At 58.5% G+C, this 24264-nt stretch carries 22 protein-coding genes and 1 tRNA gene; 12 read left to right on the forward strand and 11 right to left on the reverse strand.

Annotation, left to right across the window (positions count from 1 at the left end):
• Nucleotides 1-84 precede the first annotated feature (84 nt).
• Genes AK829_RS10980 through AK829_RS11000 form a run of 5 tightly spaced genes read left to right on the forward strand, consistent with a single transcriptional unit; the run spans nucleotide 85 to nucleotide 6315 of the window.
• Nucleotides 85-1872 carry an ABC transporter ATP-binding protein gene (locus AK829_RS10980; protein WP_052205871.1) on the forward strand — a complete coding sequence of 596 codons (1788 nt, stop codon included), beginning with the start codon at nucleotides 85-87 and terminating at the stop codon, nucleotides 1870-1872.
• Entirely contained in the window at nucleotides 1869-3617 is a 1749-nt protein-coding gene (locus AK829_RS10985) for an ABC transporter ATP-binding protein (RefSeq protein WP_052205872.1), read from the forward strand. Before AK829_RS10980 ends, AK829_RS10985 begins: the two co-directional genes overlap by 4 nt.
• A gap of 34 nt (nucleotides 3618-3651) precedes the next feature.
• Nucleotides 3652-4248 (forward strand): MptD family putative ECF transporter S component, encoded by a 597-nt coding sequence (locus AK829_RS10990; protein ID WP_035757768.1) that lies wholly within the window; start codon nucleotides 3652-3654, stop codon nucleotides 4246-4248.
• Nucleotides 4241-4927 (forward strand): energy-coupling factor transporter transmembrane component T family protein, encoded by a 687-nt coding sequence (locus AK829_RS10995; protein ID WP_052205874.1) that lies wholly within the window; start codon nucleotides 4241-4243, stop codon nucleotides 4925-4927. Before AK829_RS10990 ends, AK829_RS10995 begins: the two co-directional genes overlap by 8 nt.
• Nucleotides 4924-6315: an ABC transporter ATP-binding protein gene (locus AK829_RS11000; protein ID WP_052205876.1), complete on the forward strand. Its 1392-nt coding sequence runs from the start codon at nucleotides 4924-4926 to the stop codon at nucleotides 6313-6315. Before AK829_RS10995 ends, AK829_RS11000 begins: the two co-directional genes overlap by 4 nt.
• A gap of 164 nt (nucleotides 6316-6479) precedes the next feature.
• Here AK829_RS11000 and AK829_RS11005 read toward each other — a convergent pair.
• A tRNA-Gly gene (locus AK829_RS11005) sits at nucleotides 6480-6553 on the reverse strand.
• A 62-nt stretch (nucleotides 6554-6615) separates the two neighbouring features.
• On the opposite strand from AK829_RS11005, the gene dcd reads away from it, so the two are divergent.
• The 6 genes from dcd to AK829_RS11035 all read left to right on the forward strand — a co-directional run bounded on the left by dcd (nucleotide 6616) and on the right by AK829_RS11035 (nucleotide 11814).
• Entirely contained in the window at nucleotides 6616-7179 is a 564-nt protein-coding gene (gene dcd / locus AK829_RS11010) for a dCTP deaminase (RefSeq protein ID WP_052205878.1), read from the forward strand.
• A 44-nt stretch (nucleotides 7180-7223) separates the two neighbouring features.
• On the forward strand, nucleotides 7224-7949 hold the full coding sequence (locus AK829_RS11015) for a hypothetical protein (protein ID WP_052205880.1): 726 nt from the start codon (nucleotides 7224-7226) through the stop codon (nucleotides 7947-7949).
• A gap of 43 nt (nucleotides 7950-7992) precedes the next feature.
• On the forward strand, nucleotides 7993-9333 hold the full coding sequence (locus AK829_RS11020; protein WP_052205882.1) for a UDP-glucose dehydrogenase family protein: 1341 nt from the start codon (nucleotides 7993-7995) through the stop codon (nucleotides 9331-9333).
• Nucleotides 9334-9370: 37 nt separating this feature from the next.
• Nucleotides 9371-9568, forward strand: coding sequence for an antitoxin VbhA family protein (locus AK829_RS11025; RefSeq protein WP_052205884.1), 198 nt, complete (start codon nucleotides 9371-9373; stop codon nucleotides 9566-9568).
• Nucleotides 9555-10163 (forward strand): Fic/DOC family protein, encoded by a 609-nt coding sequence (locus AK829_RS11030; RefSeq protein WP_052205886.1) that lies wholly within the window; start codon nucleotides 9555-9557, stop codon nucleotides 10161-10163. Before AK829_RS11025 ends, AK829_RS11030 begins: the two co-directional genes overlap by 14 nt.
• A 115-nt stretch (nucleotides 10164-10278) precedes the next feature.
• Nucleotides 10279-11814, forward strand: a complete 1536-nt coding sequence (locus tag AK829_RS11035; protein WP_232305743.1) for an FMN-binding glutamate synthase family protein — start codon at nucleotides 10279-10281, stop codon at nucleotides 11812-11814.
• Nucleotides 11815-11836: 22 nt separating this feature from the next.
• Here the strand turns inward: AK829_RS11035 and AK829_RS12335 are convergent, their stop codons facing one another.
• The 9 genes from AK829_RS12335 to AK829_RS11075 form a co-directional block, all read right to left on the reverse strand.
• The gene (locus AK829_RS12335; RefSeq protein WP_083439847.1) at nucleotides 11837-12511 is read right to left on the reverse strand and encodes a PIN domain-containing protein; all 675 of its coding nucleotides are present in this window, start codon (nucleotides 12509-12511) and stop codon (nucleotides 11837-11839) included.
• Nucleotides 12417-12644 carry a hypothetical protein gene (locus tag AK829_RS12720; protein WP_141738130.1) on the reverse strand — a complete coding sequence of 76 codons (228 nt, stop codon included), beginning with the start codon at nucleotides 12642-12644 and terminating at the stop codon, nucleotides 12417-12419. The genes AK829_RS12335 and AK829_RS12720 overlap by 95 nt, the downstream gene beginning before the upstream one ends.
• Before the next feature lie 143 nt (nucleotides 12645-12787).
• Nucleotides 12788-14071, reverse strand: a complete 1284-nt coding sequence (locus tag AK829_RS11045; protein WP_052205892.1) for a pyridoxal phosphate-dependent aminotransferase — start codon at nucleotides 14069-14071, stop codon at nucleotides 12788-12790.
• A gap of 9 nt (nucleotides 14072-14080) precedes the next feature.
• On the reverse strand, nucleotides 14081-14734 hold the full coding sequence (locus tag AK829_RS11050) for a DUF1707 SHOCT-like domain-containing protein (protein WP_052205895.1): 654 nt from the start codon (nucleotides 14732-14734) through the stop codon (nucleotides 14081-14083).
• Nucleotides 14735-14766: 32 nt separating this feature from the next.
• On the reverse strand, nucleotides 14767-15693 hold the full coding sequence (locus AK829_RS11055; RefSeq protein ID WP_198147769.1) for a substrate-binding domain-containing protein: 927 nt from the start codon (nucleotides 15691-15693) through the stop codon (nucleotides 14767-14769).
• On the reverse strand, nucleotides 15686-16000 hold the full coding sequence (locus AK829_RS12725; RefSeq protein WP_052205901.1) for a hypothetical protein: 315 nt from the start codon (nucleotides 15998-16000) through the stop codon (nucleotides 15686-15688). Before AK829_RS12725 ends, AK829_RS11055 begins: the two co-directional genes overlap by 8 nt.
• A gap of 34 nt (nucleotides 16001-16034) precedes the next feature.
• Nucleotides 16035-17282, reverse strand: a complete 1248-nt coding sequence (locus tag AK829_RS11065; RefSeq protein ID WP_083278938.1) for a Na/Pi symporter — start codon at nucleotides 17280-17282, stop codon at nucleotides 16035-16037.
• A gap of 162 nt (nucleotides 17283-17444) precedes the next feature.
• Nucleotides 17445-19277: an ABC transporter ATP-binding protein gene (locus AK829_RS11070; RefSeq protein WP_052205904.1), complete on the reverse strand. Its 1833-nt coding sequence runs from the start codon at nucleotides 19275-19277 to the stop codon at nucleotides 17445-17447.
• On the reverse strand, nucleotides 19274-20941 hold the full coding sequence (locus AK829_RS11075; RefSeq protein WP_052205906.1) for an ABC transporter ATP-binding protein: 1668 nt from the start codon (nucleotides 20939-20941) through the stop codon (nucleotides 19274-19276). The genes AK829_RS11070 and AK829_RS11075 overlap by 4 nt, the downstream gene beginning before the upstream one ends.
• Nucleotides 20942-21600: 659 nt before the next feature.
• On the opposite strand from AK829_RS11075, the gene AK829_RS11080 reads away from it, so the two are divergent.
• Nucleotides 21601-22683, forward strand: a complete 1083-nt coding sequence (locus AK829_RS11080; RefSeq protein WP_052205908.1) for a Fic family protein — start codon at nucleotides 21601-21603, stop codon at nucleotides 22681-22683.
• 59 nt (nucleotides 22684-22742) lie between these two features.
• Here the strand turns inward: AK829_RS11080 and AK829_RS11085 are convergent, their stop codons facing one another.
• Nucleotides 22743-24107, reverse strand: a complete 1365-nt coding sequence (locus AK829_RS11085) for an FAD-dependent oxidoreductase (RefSeq protein ID WP_052205910.1) — start codon at nucleotides 24105-24107, stop codon at nucleotides 22743-22745.
• Between the last annotated feature and the right edge of the window lie 157 nt (nucleotides 24108-24264).

The following is a 24264-nucleotide window of genomic DNA, read 5'->3' on the forward strand; positions in this document are numbered from 1 at the left end:
TGTTGTAGCGGTTGACGTGCACGGTTAGGTACACCTCCCAGAATTTAGATAAGGTTAGCCTTGCCTAAGAAGGATGGTGTTTGCATGGACGATAGTGCAATGGATCAGGTTGTTGACGGTGAGTATGGGTCCGCGAAGGAAAAATCTGTCGCTGGCCAGAACGCAATCCGTCAGCTATCGCAGCCGGTGAAAGGCAAGCTGTTCGTCGCGCAGGTTTTGGCTTTTCTCTCTGGTGTGTTGGCTATTGCCCCGTATGTGGCTCTGGTGGAGCTTGGCAGAGAACTTATGCAAGACCAGATGGACCCGGCGCGGGTGAACTGGATTGTCATGCTTCTCGTCAGCGCATACATGACCCGGTTGACCTTATATTTTGTTGCATTGGGCGTGACGCATTTTATTGACCTGTCGTTGCGTAATCAGATGCGTCGGCAAATTGCCGCCCGAATGTCGACTGCTCCGCTGTCGTGGTTTACCCGCGAGGGTGAGGGGAAGATCCGCAAGACCATTCAGGATGATACGGCCACGGTGCATACAGTGATCGCGCACGGGCCGATCGAGAAACTGAACGCGATCGTATCCCCGCTCGCCTTGTTGATATATGCGTTTGTGGTGGATTGGCGGCTCGCTCTGCTGTCGATTGCGACGATTCCGATTTATGTGGGCATGTATGGCATGTCGATGCGTGGGATGAATGAGAAGACCGCACAAATGGACACCAAGCTCGCTCAGGTTTCGGCAACGATGGCCGAGTTCGTTGCCGGTATCTCAGTGGTGAAAGCATTCGGCAAGGTCGGCCAAGCACATAAAGCCTATTTAGATGCAGCTAACGAGTTTTCTAAGTTCTACCGGGCGTGGTGTATGCCGCTGGTGTCGATGTCGGTCGCCTCATTTTCGTGGGTGTCGATCCCGGTGTTGTTGATCGTGAACCTTGGCGGTGGCGCGTTGATGATGAACGCCGGTTGGGTGAGCATCTACGAGGTGATAACGACGACGTTGATCGCCTTGGTGCTGCCGGGAGCGTTGATGGCAGTCGCAACCATCGCCTGGTCGTACCAGCTCGCAGGGTCTGCGGCAGTGAGGCTGGTGAACGTCATGGAGCTACCAGCGTTGAGTCAGCCCGATGCGCCACAGACACCACACGGTCATGATATCGAGATTCGGGGTGTGTCGTATGCCTATGACGACACCCAGGCATTAGACGAGGTGAGCCTGAGCATTCCGGCAGGCACGGTGACCGCGCTGGTTGGCCCGTCGGGTGCGGGGAAGTCGACGTTGGCGAGTTTAATTGCCCGCTTCGATGACCCGGACGCTGGCACGATCACTATCGGCGGGGTTGATCTAAAGAGCATTTCCCAGGATGTGTTGTATTCGACGGTCGCGTTCGTCTTGCAAGATGCACAGCTTATTCGCGACACCATCCACAACAACATTGCCCTGGGCGCGCCAGACGCAACCTTGGATCAGGTGCGACAGGCGGCGAGAGCCGCGCAGATCGACGAGTTCATCATGAGCCTGCCAGATGGTTACGACACCGTGTTGGGGGAGGACACCCACGTTTCGGGCGGGCAGGCAGCCCGTATCGCGATCGCCCGGGCGCTCATGGTTGATGCCCCAGTGTTGGTGCTGGACGAGGCGACGGCGATGGCGGACCCGGAATCGGAATCGAAAATTCAACAAGCTCTCTCGACTCTTGCCAAAGGCAGAACCGTGATTGTGATCGCCCACCGGTTGGCCTCGATCAGGGGCGCGGATCAGATTGTCGTCATGGAACGCGGGCGCATTGCTGTGGTCGGTAAACACGACGAGCTGTTGGGTAATGCGCACTATCAGGCACTTCTTGCCCAAGGTGCATGTGAGGAGATGACACGATGAATCAACTATTGCTGCCACGCTTTAAGCGTTTGATGGAACCCGCCTCGTGGCGTGACCTCTCGGTCGGTCAAGCGTGGGGTGCGGTCTCAGGACTGTGTCACGGCTTTGCCCTGCTGATTCTGCTTCCCGCAGCAAGTGCCCTAGCGACCGGAATGCCGGTGTGGGGGTTATCGTTTTGGGGCTGGCTCATCGCCTTGGCGGTGATCTCGGTAGCGGGTGTAGGCACCGAGTTTTATGGCATGCGCACCGGCTATATTGGCGCGCTCGGGTTCATTCACGACGTCCACCACGCAATAGGTAACAAAGTAGCCCGCCTACCGTTGGGAGTGTTCGATTCGGGTAGCTCTGGCCGACTGTCGCGCATGGTCACCCAGGAAATGATGAACTTGGGCGAGTCGGCGGCGCACTTCATTTTCTCCCTCGTCCAAAAACTCTCAGCCGTGCTGGTGATCACTGTGGGAACCTGGTTCTGGGATTGGCGGCTGGGACTGACCTTGACGATCGCGTTCCCGATCATGCTCGCCTTCCTCCATATCTCCCGCGTGCTTCTTGATAAAGGTAAGCAGGTTTCCGAACCAGCTGAGTCAGAATTGGCGGCTCGCATGGTCGAATTCGCCACCTGCCAAGGCGCGCTGCGCTCCTGCCATGTCGCCGACGACTACCCGGCCCTTGATCGGGCATTCAAACAGGCTGACCGCAAAAGCCGCAAAGCATTGTGGATCGAAACATTAGCGAACCTGATTAATGGAATGTTCGTCCAAGCCCTTGTCGTGATAATGATCTGGCTGACCGCCCAACTCGCCCTCGGCGGGCAAATGAATGCGCTGAACGCCGTGGTCACAATCGGCATGTGCCTGCGGTTCACCACCATGCTCCAAGACATCGGTGGCTGCATGACCGGGCTGGAAGAACGCCGCCAGCAGATGAACCACGTCGACAAGGTCATGGATGCCCCCGAACTGTCCGAACCCGATGCCTCTACACCAGTGAGGGCACCTGGTGATGTTCGTTTCGAGGACGTCACCTTCGGCTACGATCCGGACACCCCGGTTCTCCGTGATATGTCCTTCCATGTCCCGCAAGGCGGCATGTGTGCCCTGGTTGGCCCTTCCGGCTGCGGAAAAACCACAATCGCGAGGTTGGTTGCACGTTTCTGGGATGTGCAGTCCGGCAGCGTACGCGTTGGCGGGGTTGATGTGCGCGAGCAGACCACCGAAGATTTGATGCGCCAGGTGTCTCTCGTTTTCCAAGACGTCTATTTATTCAATGACACTCTCGAAGCCAACATTCGCCTTGGCAATCCCGAAGCTACTGATGAAGAAATCAGGTGGGCCGCTGAGCTGTCGGGCGTGACGGAAATTGTCAACCGCCTCCCAGACGGCTGGAATTCATTGGCGGGTGCTGGCGGGCGTGCACTGTCAGGTGGGGAACGCCAACGAGTGTCCATCGCTCGCGCCTTGGTGAAGAAAGCCCCGATCGTGCTGTTCGATGAGGCCACCAGCGCGTTGGACGCGGAAAATGAAGCCAACATTGTTGCGGCGATGAACGAGCTACGCAAGCACTCCACGCTAATCGTGATCGCCCACAAACTTGAAACCATTCGCCAAGCTGACCAAATCATTGTGCTCTCCCACGATGGGCGTATCGCCCAGCGCGGGTGCCACGACGAGCTGGTCAACCAGCCAGGTCAATACCGCGATTTCTGGCAAGAACGCATCAATGCTGCCGGATGGCAACTCGTCTAAACACAGCACGTATACGCACATGAAAGGAAAAACTATGTCCACACCCACGTCCTCGCGCCTAAACACGCGCGACTTCATCAATATCGGCGTCTTCACCGCCTTGATGTTCGTCATCGTGTTTGCATTCGGAATGCTCGGGTTCATTCCGGCTGCCATGTATGCCGGCTTCTTACTCTCCATTCTCGTCAACGGCACCGTGTTCGCGCTGTTTACTGCCCGCACTCCGAAGATGGGGGCATTGACAATCATGCTGATCCTCATCGAAGTCCTCTTCTTCGTAACGGGTCACTGGGTGGGAGGAATTGCGATCGCCGCTGTGTTCGGCCTGCTCGCTGACTTGGTGATCACCAAGGGGCCGAAGAGCGTGAAAGTTCGTGTCCCGCTGGCATATGCACTGTTTATCCTGCCGATCTATGTTTCCCCGTGGATTCCGCTATTTATGAACCAAGACGCATATATGTCGCAGATCGCCGAACAAATGGGCGCCGAGTATGCCGCGAAGATGGCGCAGGTTGTCACGATTCCGATTCTGTTGGGCTTCTTCGTTGTGATGCTCATCGTGGGCTGGCTTGCTGGTCTGTTGGGAACCAGGGTGGCGCGTAAGCACTTTGAACGGGCCGGTCTTGTCTAAACTTCCCGACCCGCGCACGATTATCGTAGCGCTCGTCATCGTCTCCACCACGATCTACAGTGCCTACTCGCCGTGGTTCGTGTGTGCTCTGGGCGGATTCGCCGCCGTGATGCTGGCGAGCGCTGCGATCAATCCCAACACGCTCGTGCGCCCGAGCTGGGTTGCCGTCTACCTGGCCACGTTTGCGGCTCTCGGCACACTCGTCTTCGTGATACCACTGGTGTGGAAGTCAACGGCCAGCGCGTTCCTCGTGCTGTTTTTGCAGTGGATGTGGCGATTCAGTGTCAGCGCAGGAATGGGAGCCTACGCGATCGGTGTGATCCGACCTGCCACCTTGCAAAAAGCACTCGCCAGCTCACGAATCCCGACCTGTTTCACGATCCCGATCTCAGTCGCGTTACGTGTGCTGCCCGTGATCGGCCACGAGGTTAAAGCGATCTCAGATGCCATGAAACTACGCGGCATGTCCGCGCTTTCCCTGCGTGCGGCCCAGTACTTCACAATCCCGCTGCTATCGACCGTGGTACGCAGCGGAGACGAACTGGCATCTGCTGCCCTTGTACGCGGACTGGGCGGAACCGCAAAGCCCACCTCAGTCACGGTCGTGAAATTCCGTGTGATCGACGCGGTCATTCTGCTCATCGTTATCAGCTTCGCGATATGGAGAATCGTCCTATGACAACAGCCCAAGCAACTGGGGTCACCTTCACCTATCGGGGAGCAGACCACCCCTCAATCAATGACGTAACCATCACCATCACACCTGGAACCGTCACCTTGCTGTGTGGTGCGTCAGGGTCGGGGAAAACCACCGCGTTGCGGCTGTTTAACGGGCTCATCCCGCACTTCCACGACGGCGACCTTACCGGAAGCGTCACAGTCGACGACATTGACGTGGCACGAGTAGATTTATCAGAGCTTGCCCACCACTGTTCGACAGTGTTTCAAAACCCGCGCACCCAGTTCTACACCACTCACGTGCGTCAAGAACTCGCCTTCGGCCCAGAAAATCTCGGCCGCGACCCGCAGGAGATCTGTGCCCGCATTGACGAGGTTGCAGCCGAGTTAGGTATCGCCGACCTGTTGGAATCCCGCGTCACACAACTATCAGGCGGACAGATGCAACGCGTGGCCTGCGCCGTCGCCATGTGCAACAACACGTCGCTGATTGTCTTTGACGAGCCGACCGCGAACCTCTCAGCTGACGTTATCGACCAACTCGCCACACTCATCGCCAGGCTCAAAGCTGATGGACACACCATCATCATTGCTGAACACCGGCTAAGTTTCCTTTCCGGGATCGCTGACCGTGTCTACTGCTTCGATAAAGGTAACATCGCCCTCACCGCAACCGGCGAAGAGTTCTACGCTACCTCGGATGAGGAGCGCAAACAGCTTGGGCTGCGATCCCTAGTGACTGTGCCTATGCCACAACTTCCGCAACCGGCAGGAGATGGGCTTGAGATTGACAACCTCACCTTCGCCTACCGCCACGGAAACACGGTTCTCAACATCGGCCATCTGCTCTTTCCGGCAGGGAAAATCACAGCGCTCCTCGGCCCGTGCGGGTCAGGCAAATCAACACTGGCACGCATCATCTGCGGACTCGAAAAAGCCAAAGGTGCATCCATCACACTCAATAGGCAAAAATTCACCAACCGGGACGCATACCTCGTAATGCAAGACCCCACCCGGCAGCTATTCTCAGACACCGCTATTGACGAAGTCACGCTCGGGATAACGAGAGCGGAAAAACAACACATCGACGCCCAGGCGATCCTTAAAGAACTCGACCTCACCGACCATGAGGCTGATCATCCCCAAGCACTCTCTGGTGGGCAACGTCAACGTCTGGTTATTGCTACAGCGCTTGCCGCGAACAAGAAGGTCTACATCTTCGACGAGCCGACATCAGGTGTTGGCTACAAGCACCTTGTCGCGATTTCCCGAGTAATGCGTAAACTCGCTGACACTGGTGCCGTCGTCATCGTCATCACCCACGACGCTGAACTCGTTACCGAGGTCGCCGACCACGCTATCCACCTCGACCAAATCAACGCCTGCTAACGCAAACGCTCGCTCGGTCGAAAGAGAGGAAAGCATTTCCGCAGGTCAGGGCAAACGCGCTATACACTCGCTAACGCAAGCGATTTTCTTGACCCCCTTGGGGCGTACTCGCTAACGCAAAAGGGTACTTATCATTTTCGACGTCATAGTGGAGCCGGCGACATTGGAGCCGGCGACGGGAATCGAACCCGCACTCTCAGCTTGGGAAGCTGATGTTCTACCACTAAACTACGCCGGCAGCGTCCTCGACTTTAGCACCGTGCAATCCAAGCCCAAAAATAGGGAAGTACACTCGCATACGTGCTGCTTTCTGATCATGACATTCGCGACGCTATTGAGTCCGGCCGCCTCGGCATCGACCCGTTTGATCCGGAGATGATTCAACCGAGTTCGATCGATGTGCGCATTGACAGCCTGTTTCGGGTGTTCAACAACTCGAAGTACACGCACATTGATCCGAAAGAGGAGATGCCGGACCTGACCACACTGGTTGAGGTCCCGGAGGGGGATGCGTTTGTGCTGCACCCGGGCGAGTTCGTGTTGGCGGCAACGCTTGAGAGTTTTGCGTTGCCGGCGGATTTGGCGGGGCGTCTTGAAGGAAAAAGCTCCCTGGGCCGCCTAGGACTGCTGACGCACTCCACCGCAGGCTTCATTGACCCGGGTTTTTCAGGCCACATCACGCTTGAGCTGTCCAACGTGGCGAATTTGCCGATCACGCTGTGGCCGGGCATGAAGGTGGGCCAGCTTGCGTTGTTCGCTATGACGTCGGCTGCGGAGACCCCGTATGGCTCGTCCAAGCTGGGCTCGAAGTATCAGGGGCAGCGTGGGCCGACGGCCTCGAAGGCGTACCTGAACTTCCGTTAACGCACCACAAACTATCCGAGCAACACTTTCAAAGGATGAAACCCATGGAAGAATACACACTGTATTTCACCCCGCTGCCTGTGCAGGGCGAGGATCCTGCGATTACGCAGCAGGAGATCATTGAGCTTGCCGAGCGTATCGACGCTGACCATGTCATCTACGACCAGTTTGAAAAGCGCCAGGCGCGGATTCTGCAGTACGCGGCTGAGGTCGCTGCCGTAGCGAGGGACCCGCAGCTCACCAATGAGCAGCGTGCGGTAGATCTGTCTATGGCGCTGCGCAACCTCGCGTTGGCTACGTCGCTCTATGAGGAGGATGTGGATAACGCGCTGGCGAAGAACGGCAACCAGCCGGCGTTTTCTCCTGCGGTGTGTGAGCTGTTTGCGCTGCTTGCGTCCCTATACATCACGCAGGCGTTGGACGCGTTTTTGCAGCACCCGTCCCAGGTGTTCCCGGAGGCCAGCTACATGTCGGGCCCGGATGTGGTGGTCTACGATCTCGGCCGCGGCTTCTACTTCATCATCGATGATGAGGGCATGTTCACCGTACGGGCTTCCTCGGAGGAGGGGGCGTTTGATGAGCGCGCAAGGCTGTTGAGTGAGCGGGGGCCGCAGCCGTCGCACCCGATCAAGATCACGGACGCGGACGACGCACGCTTGAGCATTAAGTACGCCATGGAAGATTGGGAAGACGAAACTGGCAATACGTGGGCGGATGACCACCCGGATTTCCAGGCGGAGTTCACCGGCTACTTGGATAGCGAGGATTAACTCGCGCTGCCGATCTGGCCACCGCACGGCATAATTGCCAGTTATGCGGATGACGGTGATCGGTACTGGCTATCTCGGGGCGACGCACGCGGCGTGCATGGCGGAACTTGGCCATGAGGTGCTGGGTGTGGACGTTGATCAGCACAAGATTGAGGCACTGCAAAATTCCACGGTGCCGTTTTATGAGCCCGGCTTGCCGGAGGTGCTTGAGCGAAACATTGACGCAGGTCGCCTTAGCTTTTCGACGGACTACGCCACCGCCGCCTCCTTCGCCAACATCCACTTCATCGGTGTGGGTACTCCGCAGCAGCGGGGTTCGTACGCGGCGGATACTCGCTACGTGGAGGCGGTTATTGATGATCTGGTGCCGAAACTGCAGGGCCACCACATCATCTTTGGTAAGTCCACCGTGCCGGTTGGTACCGCGGCGGTACTGCAGGAGCGCGCGGACAAGCTCGTCGCCGACGCTGGCGGTCACGCCAGCGTGGAGATCGCCTGGAACCCAGAGTTTTTGCGCGAAGGCTACGCGGTGAAAGACACCATTGAGCCGGACCGCATTGTGCTTGGCGTCAACGCTACTAATTCTCAGACGGAATCTTCAGCGGTGCAGGTTGCCCGCGAGGTGTATGCCACCCCGCTTGCACACAACACGCCGTTTATTGTCACTGACCTGCAGACGGCGGAGCTGGTGAAGGTCTCGGCCAATGCGTTTTTGGCCACCAAGATCTCCTTCATCAACGCGGTAAGTGAGGTCTGCGAGATCGTCGGCGCGGACGTGACACAGCTGGCTGATGCCATTGGGCATGACGACCGCATCGGCCGCAAATTCCTCGGCGCCGGCCTCGGCTTCGGTGGTGGCTGCCTGCCCAAGGACATTCGTGCGTTCATGGCTCGCGCGGGCGAGCTGGGTGCGGACCAGGCGCTGACGTTTTTGCGCGAGGTGGACGCGATCAACATGCGCCGCCGCCAGCGCGTGGTGGACCTCGCCCGCGAGATGCTCGGTTCCCTGATCGGTACCCGCATCACGGTGCTGGGTGCGGCGTTTAAGCCGAACTCGGATGACGTACGTGATTCGCCGGCGCTTGCCGTTGCGGGCCAGCTCTCGCTCGCGGGTGCAAGTGTGCGCGTCTATGACCCGCAGGCCATGGATAACGCACGCAAAGTCTTCCCAACGCTTGATTACGCTTCTTCGCTTGACGACGCCCTACGCAACGCCGAACTTGTCATCCTTGCAACAGAATGGCAGGAGTTTAAGGAGATGGAGCCGGGGTGGGTTGCGGGGGTCGTCGATAAGCAAAAGCTCATCGACGGCCGCAATGTGCTGCCAGCGGAAGCCTGGCATGCAGCCGGATGGGAAATCCAAGCCCTGGGGCGCAGCCTATAGTGGGAGTAACTCGTGCGAACCCCAGGAAGGTGGCAAGATGGCAACGCCGTTCTTCTTTCAAGATAAGGACACTGTGAGTCGGCAAAAGCTGTTTGAAGAAGCCGTAGTGAATAATCGGTTGGAGGGCCTGACTGTGAGCGCTCCTACTCGTGCAGATGGGCAACGCTGGGTCGATGGTTTGATCTCTGCAGATGAGCTTGTGAAACTGACCCGAGCTAGATATGGGCTCCACTGAGTTCCGCGGCAATCTGGATCCGTACATTGACCCCTCAACTGGGATACTGAAGAACTTAGTGGGGGCTGACAAACAGGCTGAATTAGATAAAGCGGAAGCAGACCTTGTCTTTGCTCGCGCACTTCAACTATCCGACAAGGATATTCCAGAAAGCCGAGATCTGCGCGAAGTTCAGTTGATTCATCAGCATCTTTTTCGGGACGTTTACGAATGGGCGGGAAAACTTCGTACTGTTGATCTTCGCAGGCCAACTGGCATGGCATTACCTTTCGCGCCGCACCGAATGCTCCCTATAGTTGCTCAGAATTGCTTCGAAGCTTTACAAGACGACTCCTGTCTCTACGGGATGTCAAGAACACAGTTCGTACACCGTCTTGCGTATCACTATGACGCCCTGAATTATCTGCATCCCTTCCGGGAGGGAAACGGTAGAACACAGCGGGTGTTTTGGGGGCGAATTGCTCGGGCTGCGGGGAGAGAAATTGAATGGTTTCGCATTTCCAAGGCTGAAAACGATGACGCATGTCGTATTGCAAACGAACAGCAAGACCTAGAGCCCTTGATTGCATTATTTGACCGCGCAGTGCCTATGTGAATCTGACATCTGGGTTGAATCTCAGATGGGAGATCCAGGCACTGGGGCGCGGTGGCCAAAAATAGGTCTGCGATTTGTCCCACTATGTGGGCACCGTTAGGGCATGATGGGGCGCATGGCTAAAGAGAAGTCCGGAAACTTTGGCAAGGTCGCCCTCGGCACAGTTGCGGCGGCGTTGGGTGGCGTGGCCATCCACGACATGACGCAGACGAAAAACCCGATCCTGCGCAACTATCCCGTCCTTGGGCACATGCGCAACATGCTCACCGATATTGGTCCGGAGCTGCGCCAATACTTCATCGAGCGTGACTGGGACGGCCGCCCGTTCAACCGTGACCAGCGCAACGCTATCTATGAGCGTGCGAAGGGCAAGCAAAGCGAAACCTCGTTTGGCACGGTGCAGGACGTCTACGCCACCAATCATGAGCACCTGGTGCACACGTTGGCTCCTGTTGAGATGCCGGATGAGCCGCCGCGCATCCTTGTGGGCGGCAAGGACTGCTCCAAGCCGTACTCCATTTCCATGCTGAATGTGTCCTCGATGAGCTTCGGCTCCCTGTCCAAAAACGCCGTGCGTTCCTTGAACAAGGGCGCGGCCATGGGCGGTTTTGCACACAACACGGGTGAGGGCGGTGTGTCGCCGTACCATAAGGAATTCGGTGGTGACCTGGTGTGGCAGATGGGTACCGGCTACTTCGGTGCGCGCACGCCAGACGGTGACTTTGATCCGGTGAAGTTCCGCGACCGCGCTGCCGATGACCAGATCAAGATGGTTGAACTCAAAGTCAGCCAGGGCGCGAAGCCGGGTATCGGTGGCGTGCTGCCGGCGGACAAGATCACCAAAGAGGTCTCTGAAATCCGTGGCGTGCCCATGGGCCAGGACTGCATCAGCCCCGCAGGTCACCGTGTGTTTAGTACGCCGGTGGAGTTGATCGAGTTCATCGCTAAGATGCGTGAGCTCTCCGGCGGCAAGCCAGCAGGTTTCAAGCTGTGTGTGTCCAGCCGCAGGGAAGTGCTGGCCATCTGTAAGGCCATCCGTGAGGTTGGCACGGCACCTGACTTCATTGTTGTGGACGGCTCCGAGGGAGGCACCGGTGCAGCACCCATCGACTTTGAAGACCACATGGGCATGCCGCTGACCCACGGATTGATGACGGTGCATAACGCCCTCGTTGGCACCGGTCTTCGTGACCAAGTCAAGATCGGCGCCTCCGGCAAGGTCGCAGGTGGTTCAGACATTGTCATGCGCATGATCCAGGGCGCTGACTACACCAACTCCGCCCGCGCCATGATGATGGCGGTTGGCTGCATCCAGGCGCAGCGCTGCCACACCGGCGAATGCCCGGCAGGCGTTGCCACCCAGGACCCGCGCCGCAACCGCGCCGTTGTGGTCAAGGACAAAGCCCAGGCGGTGTACAACTACCACCACACCACCGTGAATACTGCGGTGCGTCTCATGGCGTCCATGGGTGTGACGGATCCGGCGGATCTGACGCCTGACATGCTGCGCCGTAACGTGTCGCCAACGGATTCGCGCTCCTACGCCAACATCTACGAGTGGCTACGCCCCGGCCAGCTGCTAGAAGATCCCCCGTCATCCTGGGCACCCGACTGGAAGGCCGCCTCACCGGACACGTTCCGTCCGGTGTAGGGGAGCCTGTTGTAATTCTGAGTCAGCTGACAGAGCGAAGTAGGTCTCGGACTTGTTTAACAACATTGGCGTTGGTCGCGCGTTCCAGCTGTTGGAGGACTTTCGCTTCGCTCTGAGAGCCGCTTAGTTCCACGCAGAGTTCGTGAGCCTGTTTGAATTGAGTTGGAAATTGCATAACGAGCATAGAGATGAGCGCGGCACTGTCTACAAGCAGGATTCCTTGCTTTCGCATCCAATCCGCAGGGAAGTCCTTTAGGTTGTCAGTGACAATTATGTTGGCGTTAACACACAGCGCAGCTTGCAAAACATGACGATCTTTTGGATGTACCGAGACTGTTTCAGGAAGCTTGATATCAAACCGCGCGTCTTGAACAAGAGCTTCAGGGAGGAAGTCATTCATCAGTGCTTCAAGCCGACGTGTATCTTGAGTAGTCGCATTAATACGCTTACGTAGATTGCGCGACATTTCATCCAAAACCATTTGGCTCCAGTGAACTTGAATCGCTCCGAAGTGGGCGCTATATAGCACGTAATCCCTAAGAACCCGTGAAAATAGAACGTTTGCATCGGCGAAAACGATCGCAAAAGAGGGCCAATCTCTCCTACTCGGTGAAGCCGATTTCATTAGAAAAGTTAGCCAATTTTCGGGCGGCAGAATCTCGACGATCAAACTCTCGATCGGCACTTTCCAAGACATTCAGGATGGTCGCGGCCTGATCTTGGGAAAGTATGACTGATGACGATGATGCCATTGCTGCCTCGTTCATTGCGCGGCGAAGAGCGTTCGCGTTTCTACGGAACGTCTCTCTGGGTACTGGCACCGAAATCATGAGTGCAGCATACACCGGCAGGGCGGAAGCGGGAAGGCCAAACCAGCCCGGCCAGATGCTTGAAGACCCCAATCAGGCTGGACCCCCGACTGGAAGGCCGCCTCGCCGGACACGTTCCGGCCGGTGTAGGGGCTGGTAGGCGCCTAGTGCTGGTGGTAGTCCGCCAAGAAGTTGCCCAGGCGCTCGATGGCGTTTTCCAGCTGGGATGCCCACGGCAGGGTGACCACGCGGAAGTGGTCCGGGGTGGGGTAGTTAAACCCGGTGCCCTGGACCATGAGGATCTTCTCGGACTTGAGCAGATCCAGCATGAAACGTTCATCGTCGTGGATGTTGTACATCTCCGCGTCGATCTTGGGGAAGCAGTACAGCGCACCTTTCGGCTCCACCACGGAGATGCCGGGGATTTCGCGCAGCTTCTTCACCGCAACGTCGCGCTGCTCGTGCAAACGCCCACCATCTGCAGTCAGCTCATAGATGGACTGGCGGCCACCAAGCGCCACCTGGATCGCGTGCTGGCCTGGCACGTTCGCACACAGACGGGTGCCGGAAAGCAGGTCAAGGCCCTCGATGAAGCCCGCTGCTCGACGACGCGGACCCGTAATAATCATCCAACCCGAACGGTAGCCACACACGCGGTACGCCTTGGATAGGCCGTTGAACGTCACGCACACCAGGTCGGGGGCGACTTCGGCCATGGAGATGTGCTTCGCACCGTCATAAAGCACGCGGTCATAAATCTCATCCGCAAGCACCATCAGCTCATGCTCACGAGCAATGTTGGCAATGCCTTCAAGAATCTCACGCGAGTACACCGCACCCGTCGGGTTATTCGGGTTGATCACCACAATCGCCTTGGTGCGCGGGGTGATCTTTGAACGGATGTCCTCCAGCGACGGGTTCCAGTTGTCCTCCTCATCGCACAGGTAGTGGACCACCTTGCCGCCGGCCAGCGTCGAAGCCGCAGTCCAAAGGGGGTAGTCGGGGGCGGGGATGAGGATCTCGTCACCGTCGTTAAGAAGTGCCTGAGTGACCATGCTGATCAGCTCACTGACGCCATTGCCCAGGTAGACATCATCAACGTCAAAATCCGGGAAGTCCTCAATCGTCTCGTAACGGGTCACCACGGCGCGACGTGCGCTGATGATGCCTTTAGACGTGGTGTAGCCCTGCGACGTTGGCAGATTGGCAATCATGTCACGCATGATCACGTCCGGCGCCTCAAAACCGAAGATCGCCGGGTTGCCGGTATTCAGCTTCAAGATGGTGTGGCCGTCACGCTCCATCTGCTCCGCAGTCGCCGTCACCGGGCCGCGGATGTCATAGAACACGTTCTTGAGCTTCTCCGCCTGATCAAAATGGCGGTGCTTTTTCAACTGCTTCTTCACCTTCTTTTTACCGCTCTTCTTACCGCTGCCGTTTTTCGCCATGTGGCAATACTAGTTCCGCGGCTTGAAACGATTCATCGTTTGCTGCGCCATATTCAACGCATCCCCCGTCAACCGGTCAATCTGCGCCTTACGCTCCAGCTTGCGCTGCGCCAACTCATAGGCCTGGGACTGCTCAAGCTCCAACTGGCGCGCACGCACCACCTGGCGGCGCTGCTTCTCCAGCTCACGGATGGTGGGCTGGTACCAATTGTCCGGACCAACCTTCATCACGTACAGCAACACAAACAGCGTTGGAATGACCAAGAGCAGCAGGCTAGACAACATGGGCCCCGCTAAGGCGCTCGCGGCAAAACTGGCACCGACCGTGCCCAACGTGCCCAGCCAGAACACGCCCGCGCGGGTCCTTTGACCTTGCCTACGCGCAAGCACAATCTCGCGCGCCGAGTACAGCTTGTCCGCACCCTGGCCACCAAACTCCACAGGTTGCAAGGCGTTTGCGGGCTGTGCGTTCAACGGGGCAGACGGCAGGTCCGCCAAGATCGGGCGCAGATCATTGTTCGTCTGCGCGCTGGCAACCTGGTTGCAGCGCTGGTCGAACTCGTCCATGGTCAACCGGCCCTCGCCAAGCGCGCGGCCAAGGGTGTCCATGGCGTGCATACGCTCAGCGTCGCCGATCCTCATATTGCCGTAGGGAGTGCTCACAATTCCTTTATCCTAGCGGCCCAGCAGGTGCCTTACTGCCAGCGCTGGTCAGCACCAGTGACGCGGTCCGCGTAACGCTGTTGGGACGCGGCATACTCCTCTTCCGGCAGCTGGTAAAAGTACACGCGCGGCAACACAGCCTCGACCTTGTCTAGGTACGTGGTCACAAACGCGTCGACCTCATCGCGCTGAGCGGCGTCCTCGCTGACGTAGATGAACAGCGGACGTGCCAGCGGGTAGTTGCCGCTACGCGCTTCGTCTAACGACGGCGCAACGCCGTCCACCAGCACATTATCGATGTGGGTGCGCGTGTGATCCTCCGTAGCCAAGTAATTGCCAATGCCCATGAAGCTCAACGCATTGACGTCTTCAGCAACCCAACCCGAGAGCTCCTGGATGTCATCGGTGGCCTGGTAATTATCACGAATCTCATCGTTGCCAAGCACCAGCTGCTGGAAAATGCCCAAGGTGCCGGATCCTTCCGGACGCCCATACAACGCGATTTCCTCATCCGGCCAGGACGGATCGATGTCAGACCACTTGGTTACATCCGAATCCTTCGCCCAGATGTCATGCAGCTGCTCAAGGGTAAGGTCCTGCGCCCAATCGTTGTCGCGGTGTTTGACCAGCGTGATGGCGTCCAGCGCAATCGGCAGCTCAACAAAGTTCACACCGTTGTCAGCGCACAGCTGCTGCATGTCCGCCGGGACAGGCACGGAGGAGTCATTGATGTCAGCATCGCCAGCGCAGAACGTGGCGAAACCGTCGGTGGAACCAACCGCGTCAATCTCCACATCAAAGCCGTAACGGTTGGCCATGTACGCACTGATCGGTGCAACGGTAGAGGAACCAGTGATGCGGATTGGCTCACCGCCTGCGGCGTCTGTCCCGCCGGAAGCACAGCCCACGGTCAGTGCGGCAACGGCAGCCAGTGCGGTAAGCACGAGTGGTTTACGCATCCTTCTTGCCCTTCCCCATCTCATCACGGAACTCACGCAACAGCTTGAACAGGTTGCTCCACGAGCCCTTCGAGTTAGCCCAGTACTCCGGGAAGTGCTCGAGCTCCTCTTCCTGCTCCGGGGTAACGTTCGGGTTGATCTTGCGACCGTGACGCTCCTCAAGCTCGGAGCGAAGCTCCTCAGCGGTTTCTTCAAGCTCCTGCAGCAGGGCGTGCAGGGCCTCATCCGGCGCCGCGTTGCGGATCAGGTTATCCGCCAACGGCGACAGGTCTGGGGTTTCGTTGTCCTCTGGGTTGCTGATGTTCATGAGTTAGGTCCTTTGAAGTCTTTAGGTGAAGTCTTTAAGTCAGCGCGTTAGAGATCACAACAGCAAGAATCGGAAGGATGAAGAAAATACCGCCAATCCAAGCCACGACGTAGAGCTTGTTCTTGGTAGCCAGCTCCGCCAACCAGTCAGAACACAGCGGCGGCAGTTTACGCATGAACGGGATGCCCAAGATCAGGATCGCCGCAAAGGTGTTGAACAAGGTGTGGACCAAGGCGCCGGCCATCGCGGCTTCCGCCTCAGCACCAGACGCGGAGAACGCCGCGATCAAGCCTGTCACCGTGGTGCCGATGTTGGCGCCCACCACAAACGGGAACAGCGTACGAACCTCAAACTTGCCGGACGCTGCCAGCGGCACCGTCAGCGCCGTGGTGGTCGAGGAGGACTGCACCAAGGTGGTGATCGTTGCGCCGGAAAGCACACCGACGAACGCGTTCTTACCCAGCGCGGCGTACAGGATCTCCTGTGCCTTGCCAACCAGCAGGGCAGTCAGGATGTTGCCGATGAACTGGATGGAGAACAGGATCAGCACAATACCCACGACGGCAAGGGCGACGCCTCCCCACACGTCTCCAAGCGGGGCGGCCAACGTGCCGGCCAGGCCAACGAGGGGTTCCGTGATCAGGTCAATGAAATCACCGATCGCCTCAAAGATGCCGGAGACAACACCATCACCCTGGCCAGATAGCGACGGCGAGATCGCGGTTGCCGTCTTGCCCAGGAAGCCGGTGAAGATCTCCAGCGGGAAGAAGATCAAAATAGCGATCAGGTTAAAGAAGTCATGCACCGTGGCCATGGAGAAACCACGCTGGAACTGCTTCTTGTTGCCAGCCAGGCCAAGCGCGACCAGGGTGGAGGTCACCGAGGTACCCACGTTGGCACCGAACAGCATCGGGATCGCAATATTCAGCGGCAGGCCACCCGCGATCATGCCCACCACAATGGAAGTGGTGGTGGATGAAGACTGAATAATCGCCGTGGCAACAATGCCAATGGCAAGGCCAACGAACGGGTTCTCCGCAAAGGAGAACAGTTCCTGGGCGCGGTCACCGGCGATGCCCTTAAAGCCATCGCCAATCATGCCCACGCCGTTGAGCAGAATCCACACACCCAACAGCACGGCAACCCAGTTAGCTACCTGCTTTGCCGTGCCCGTAAACGGGAGGAAACCGAGGGGATCCTTGTGCTCGGCGTCATCCTCAACTGCGCGGACGTTGTCCGGGGAGGGGGATTGGCGCCTCATGTTCGCTTCCTTGATGCTCATGCCTACTGCTTCTCGCTGCTCTCGACCGTGTTGAAACGGGTTCAAACGGGTTCAAACCATCTACCGCATAATTCCGCTGGACACGGTACATGGTGCGAGCGAACGGCAGGTGAGATCAAAGTGAACTTTAGGCAAACAATGTAAAGCCGAGCCGGAACCGGGTTACATCGCCTTGTTCATCTCGTAGTACGCACCGCGTTTGCGCAGGAGATCGGCGTGCGAGCCCTGCTCCACAATCTTTCCATCGCGCATGACAATGATCACATCCGCATCCCTAATCGTGGACAGGCGGTGCGCGATGACAAAACTGGTGCGGTTAGAGCGCAACGCGTTCATCGCGTGCTGCACCAAAACCTCGGTGCGGGTGTCTACGGAAGAGGTCGCCTCGTCCAGAATCAACAGCGTCGGCTGGGACAAGAACGCACGCGCAATGGTGATCAGCTGGCGCTCACCCGCAGAGATCGAGCCGCCGTCCTGGTCCACCACCGTGTCATACCCATCCGGCAGGGAGTGCACGAAACGGTCCACGTACGTTGCCTTCGCCGCCGCGATGACCTCCTCATCAGTGGCATCCAGGCGGCTGTAACGGATGTTTTCCATGATCGTGCCCTTAAACAGCACCGCGTCCTGCAACACCATGCCGATGTGGCCGCGCAACTCTTCGCGGGAGAGATCGTTGACGTTGACGCCGTCAAGCAAAATAGCACCCTCGTCCACGTCGTAGAAGCGCATGATCAGATTCACCAGCGTGGTCTTGCCCGCGCCGGTCGGGCCGACAATCGCAGCGGTCTGGCCGGGCTCAACGCGCAGGTTCAAGTCCTGGATCAACGGCTCTGAGTCATAGGAGAAGGAGACGTTTCTAAACTCCACCAGCCCGGTCGGGCTGTCCAGGTGCTCGGTGGCTGCGTCATCAGGCTCTTCTTCAGCATCCAACAGCTCAAAGACGCGCTCCGCGGAAGCAACACCGGACTGCAGCATCTGCATCATGCCCGCAAGCTCGCCCAAAGGTTGGTTGAATTGGCGGGAGTATTGGATGAACGCTGTGGCGTCGCCAAGCGAAATGCGCCCGGAAGCAACCTTCACCCCGCCCAACACCGCAATGGCCACGTACGACAGGTAGGAGACGAACTGCATGATCGGGTGCATCGAGTTCGCCAAAAACTGCGCCTTCTGTGCGGCGCCTGCGAGCTCCTCGTTGCGCTTGGCAAACTCCTCGCGCAGCTGGTCCGTGCGGCCGAAAATCAACGCCACATCGTGCCCGGAGAAAGACTCCTCCACGTGCCCGTTCACATCACCCGTGGCCTTCCACTGTGTGGTGAACTGCTTCTGCGAGCGCGTGCCCACAACCGCCATGATCAGGCCCGTTAGCGGCAGCGACAGCAGTGCTACAAGCGCGAGCTGCCAGGAAATCGCGAACATCATCACCAGGATGCCCACCACCGTCAAAAGCGCGTTGAACAGGGAAGACAAGGACTGTTGCAGCGCTTGCTGCACGTTGTCCACGTCATTGGTGGTGCGCGACATCACGTCGCCACGCTGGCGCGTGTCAAAGTAGCGCAACGGCAAGCGGTTGATCTTCGCCTCCACCCGCTCACGCAGGTCAAACACCGCCCGCATGGTCAGCCGGTTCAGGATCGCACCCTGGGCCCACATGAGTATGGACGCCCCCACGTACAATCCCAGCACGATCAAAATCAGCGTGCGCAGACGATCAAAATCAACCCCGTGCGACATCGCACCCGTGAAAATCACATCCACGGCCTGGCCCATCACCCGCGGGGCGTACACCCCCAACAACACTGACGCAGCGTTCATCACAAACACCGCAATAAGGGCCGCCTTGAACGGCGCAAGCAGGCCTAAGAGACGCTTCGCCGAGGGCCAGAAATGCTTCGCCTTGCGCGGCGCCTTGTTGGAGAAGTCATCGCCGGCCATCTTCTCTTCGTACTCGGCGAGCTGGTCGTCCGTCATGTGTTCAGTGGTTTGATCACTCATGCGTTGACCTCCGCCTGGCTGCGCTCAATCTCGCGATACGTCTCGCTCGATGCCAAGAGCTCCTCATGCGTACCGCGCGCAACAATGCGCCCGGCCTCCATCACCAAAATCTGATCGGCGTGCTTGATGCTGGCCACCTTCTGCGCCACAACAATCACCGTCTTATCAGCAACAATGTTGCTAAGCGACGCGTTGAGGTTCGCCTCCGTCTTGGCGTCGAGGGCGCTAAAAGAGTCATCAAAAATCAGCACGTCCGCATCCGCCACCAACATCCGCGCAATGCACAAACGCTGCCGTTGACCACCGGAAACGTTGGTGCCGCCCTGGGAGATCGGCATATCCAGATCCTCCACAAACGTCGCCTGCGCCACGCGAAGCGCCTCCCACAGCTCTGCATCAGTCGCATCCGGGTTAGCCATGCGCAGGTTCGTTGCCACAGTCCCCGAGAACAACCAGGGTTTTTGCGGGGTGGCGGCCACGGTGGCGTCGATAAGCAAAAGCCCCGAAGTAGGCGAGTACAACCCCGGAATCAACCCAACAAGCGTGGATTTACCCGCACCCGTCGAGCCGATGATCGCGGTAGTCGTGCCGGCGGTCGCCGTAAAAGTTATGCCCTCCAGCACCGGCAGCTCCGCACCCGGGTAGGTATACGACACATCTCGGAATTCGACAGAGCCCTTCTTGCTTGCCGACGCCTGCGTCACCCCCTCCCTCACCTCATAGCCCAGAACCTCACGTACACGTGTCGCACAGACGAGAGCGCGCGGCAACATCATGAGCATGAACACGCCCATCATCACTGCCATGAGAATCTGCATCAAATACTGCATGAATGCAGTCAACGCACCGACTTCAACCAGACCGCTGTCCACCCGGTGACCACCGAACCAGAGTACGGCCGCGGTAGCCAGGTTCAGGATCAGCATGATCACCGGGAACATGGTGACAAAAACGCGGCCAATGTTCAGGCTCAGCTTGGTGATGTCCTGGTTCGCCTCAGTAAAACGCTTCGTCTCGTGCTCTTCGCGGCCGAACGCGCGGACTACCCGGATGCCCGCGATCTGCTCACGGAGCAGGCCGTTGATGTTGTCCAGCTTCGCCTGCATCTGCTTGAACATGGGCATGAGCACCGCCGCGATGATGGCAACGACCACGGTCAGCGTAAGCACCGCCGTGACCACGAGCCAGGACATGCCGGCGTCTTGGCGCAGCGCCATGAAGATGCCGCCAACCGCCATAATCGGCGCCGCCACCATGAAGTTCATAAACAGCAGGAACGTCATCTGCACCTGCTGCACGTCATTGGTTGCGCGCGTGACCAGCGTCGGCGTGCCAAAGTGCGACATGTCCTCCGCGTTGAAGCCGCTGACCTTGGAAAACACCGCGCTGCGGATGTCGCGGCCCGTCTGCATGGCTACTTTCGACGCAAACCACACCGCCCCAATCGCTGTCAGAACTTGCGCGAACGCCACCAGCAGCATCGTTCGGCCGGTGCGCCAGATGTACGGCACGTCGCCGGTGGCCACGCCGCGGTCAATGACGTTGGCGTTGAGGTCTGGCAACGACAGTGTTGCCAACGTTGTCAGCAGCTGCAGCGCTACCACCAGGGCGATCGCCCACGCGTAGCGCTTGCCAAACCTGCTGGTCAGGCGTATCAAATCCACCGCGGCCTCGATTCTGTTGGTGGTTGTTGGTTTTCTAGAGTTTCAGCCTTTTGAACCTACCGGTTATTCCTGGGACGCCGAAACGGTCGGTGATTTGCCCCTCTGGCGCGGGCCCGGTTCCGGCCTCAGCGGTCGGCCTTGGCGACTCCCTGACAAATCGTGCAGCGCGCCCTTAGCGCCAGGGCAAAGCCGCAGGTCGCTGATTTCGCACCGTCGGATTTGTCAGGATCGGCGGTCGCCCGCTGACAAATCGTGCAGCGGGGGCCTTAGTGCTTCGGCGAACGTGCAGGTCGCCGATTTTGCCTCGTCGGATTTGTCAGCGCAGAAAGCCACTAAGTGCGCGCGCCCCGACACCCTGCTATCGCGGAGGCTCTGTCTTTTAGTGAATAGATGCTCGGTCAGAGGCTCGGGTTTTGGAAAGTCAACGCTCTGACCGAGCATCTACTCACAAAAATGCCGAGGCTGCCCTAAAGGGGTATCCGCACCCCGGTTCACAGGAACGCTGGACAACCTTCAAAACAATACGGTTATGTCGAAAACGGGCCGCAATTTCGACACGTCCCCGTCGGTATGTCGAGCGGTTCGACATGTCGGAGGCGTTATGTCGAAAAAGGGGCGAAAATTCGACACGTCATGAGGAATCCGCATACGCTGCTGTCATGGCGTCCTTTGATCCGAACGTGCCCTACAACCAGTTGCCGCCGCCCCCTCCAGCGGGTGAGGCGGAGACTGCACGGGTGCTCAAAGCGGTTATTGCTGCCTCCAGGGAACTGGCGGCGCTTAACACTGCGTGTGAGCTGATTCCAAACCCGGACATTATTACGGCGACGATCCCGTTGCGGGAAGCGCAGGCTTCGACGGAAATCGAGAACATTGTCACGACGAACGATGAACTCTTCCGCGCAGAGTGGGGCGTGGATCCAACGCCAAGTCCAGCGACGAAGGAGGCGCTGCGTTACACGGTTGCGCTACGACATGGTGCAAGTCGGATTGATGATCAGCCGGTTTCGGAGAAGCTGGCGATGGAGATTTGCTCGCAACTGCAAGGCCAACCAGCGGCTATTCGCTCAACGCCGGGTACGTACATTGGTGACCCGTTCACACAGCGCCGACGCTATACACCGCCGGAGGGCAAAGACGCTATTGAGCGCCATTTGAGCGCCTGGGAGCGCTACATTTACTCGCCACACGGATTGGATCCGTTGGTGCTGATGGCGTTGACCCATTACCAGTTTGAGGCGATCCACCCGTTCTATGACGGCAACGGCAGGACCGGCAGGATTCTCAATATTCTGCTTTTGCTGCAGACGGGCGTGTTGACGCTTCCGGTGCTCTACATGTCCGGCTACATCGTGGATAACAAGGAGCGCTACTACGAGCTGCTTGCGGCTGTTACCGAGAATGACGCCTGGGAAGATTGGATCGTCTTCATGGTTACGGCGGTGGAGCATTCGGCGGCCGCTGCCAGGGCGTTGATTAATGATTTGCGGGAGGAACAGCAGCGAACGGAGCAGGTGATTCGCGACGCCGGCGTGTCACCCGCACACGAACTGAGTGAGTTGCTGTTTCAAAAGCCCTACATTCGGATTGCGGACGTGGTTGATGCTGGGTTGGCCCATCGCCAGACAGCATCGACATGGTTGAGCAAACTCGCCCAGGTTGGGGTACTAGAGGAGTTGGACGCGGGCCGGACCAAGATCTTCTTGCATCGTCGCGCAGTGGCGATCTTGACCCGGCGCTAGCGATAGGCGCTAGCCTCTAAAGGCCAACCTCAGACCAACCCCAGACCCCCGAGCGCCGGTTATTCGCCGGCGCGGGAGTGGCCGAGCATCTCTTCCCACTCCACGATCTTCTTGCGCTCGCGCGGGAAGGTGGTGTCGGCGGCACCGAGGGCACGCTCGGCCTCGTCAAGCTTGTACCAGCCTTCCCAGGTGGCGTAGTCCACGCCGCGGGAACGCAGGAGGTCGAGGATGGCGTCGGCGCTATCGTTGGTCGGGGTGGCAAGGTTGCCAGCTACACCGTCGGCGACCAGCATGTCGGTGGTTTCCTTGGCGTCGGACTTGGTGTTGCCAATCAGGCCGACAGGCCCGCGCTTGATCCAGCCGGTGGTGTAGAGCTTCGGCACGATCTCGCCGTCGGCTTCGGTGAGGACGTGGCCGCCGTCGTTAGGAATGACGTGGCGCTCAAGGTCGAACGGGACACCCTCAACTGGCTCGGAGCGGTAGCCAACGGCGTGGTAGACCTGCTGCACTGGCCAGTCGGTGAACTTGCCGGTGCCGGTGATGCCGCCCTGGCCGTCGAGTTCCTGGCGTTCGGTGCGGATGCCGGTGATCACGCCGGCGTCGTCAAGAAGAACCTCAACCGGCTCCTCGAAGAAGTGGATGTGGATCTTATGCGGGCTGTCGTCCGGCTCGCGCATGGCGTAGGACTCCAGGACGGAGCAGACCAGGTCGACGGACTTGTCGGCGCGGCGGACTTCCTCAGAGAGCTGGTCGTAGTCAATATCCTCCGGGTCCACCAGCACCTGGATGGTCGGGGACTCATCCAGCTCGCGCAGCTCCTTCGGCGTGAACTTTGCCTGGGCGGGGCCGCGGCGGCCGAACATGTGGACCGTCTTCGCCTTGTTCTGCTTGAGGGACTCGTAGACGTTGTCCGGGATCTCCGTAACCGCCAGCTCATCGGCGGTCTTGGCCAGCACGCGGGAGATGTCCAGCGCCACGTTGCCAACGCCGATAACGGCAACTTCCTCGGCGCTTAAGTCCCAGGAGCGCTCGAAGCGCGGGTTGCCGTCGTAGAAGCCAACGAACTCGCCGGCGCCGATGGACTTGTCGCCGCCCGGGATGAGCAGCTCGCGGTCGCGCACGGCACCCGTGGAGAACACCACTGCGTGGTAGTAGTCGGTCAGTTCTTCGACGGTGATGTCGCGGCCCACGGTGACGTTGGCGATGAGGCGCAGGTTGTCTTTGTCCAGCACGTTGTGCAGGGACTTCACAATGCCTTTGATGCGCGGGTGGTCGGGTGCCACGCCGTAGCGGATGAGGCCGAATGGCGCTGGCATCTGCTCGAAGAGGTCGACGTGAATGTCCAGCTCTTTGTTGTTGATCAACAGGTCGGATGCGTAGATGCCGGCTGGTCCGGCGCCGACTACGGCCACGCGCAGGGTCATGAGTTGTGTCCTTTCGTTACATGTATCCTTGCCAATATAGCCGATAGACAAATCGGTCTGCTAATCGGCGCAATTTTGACACTCCACCACTCAACCATCTCGCACGGCGCTATCAAAGAATAACATTCACTATTAAAGCCCCACCTAAACCCACTTT

The organism is Corynebacterium riegelii (assembly GCF_001263755.1).
Classification (GTDB): Bacteria; Actinomycetota; Actinomycetes; order Mycobacteriales; family Mycobacteriaceae; genus Corynebacterium; species Corynebacterium riegelii.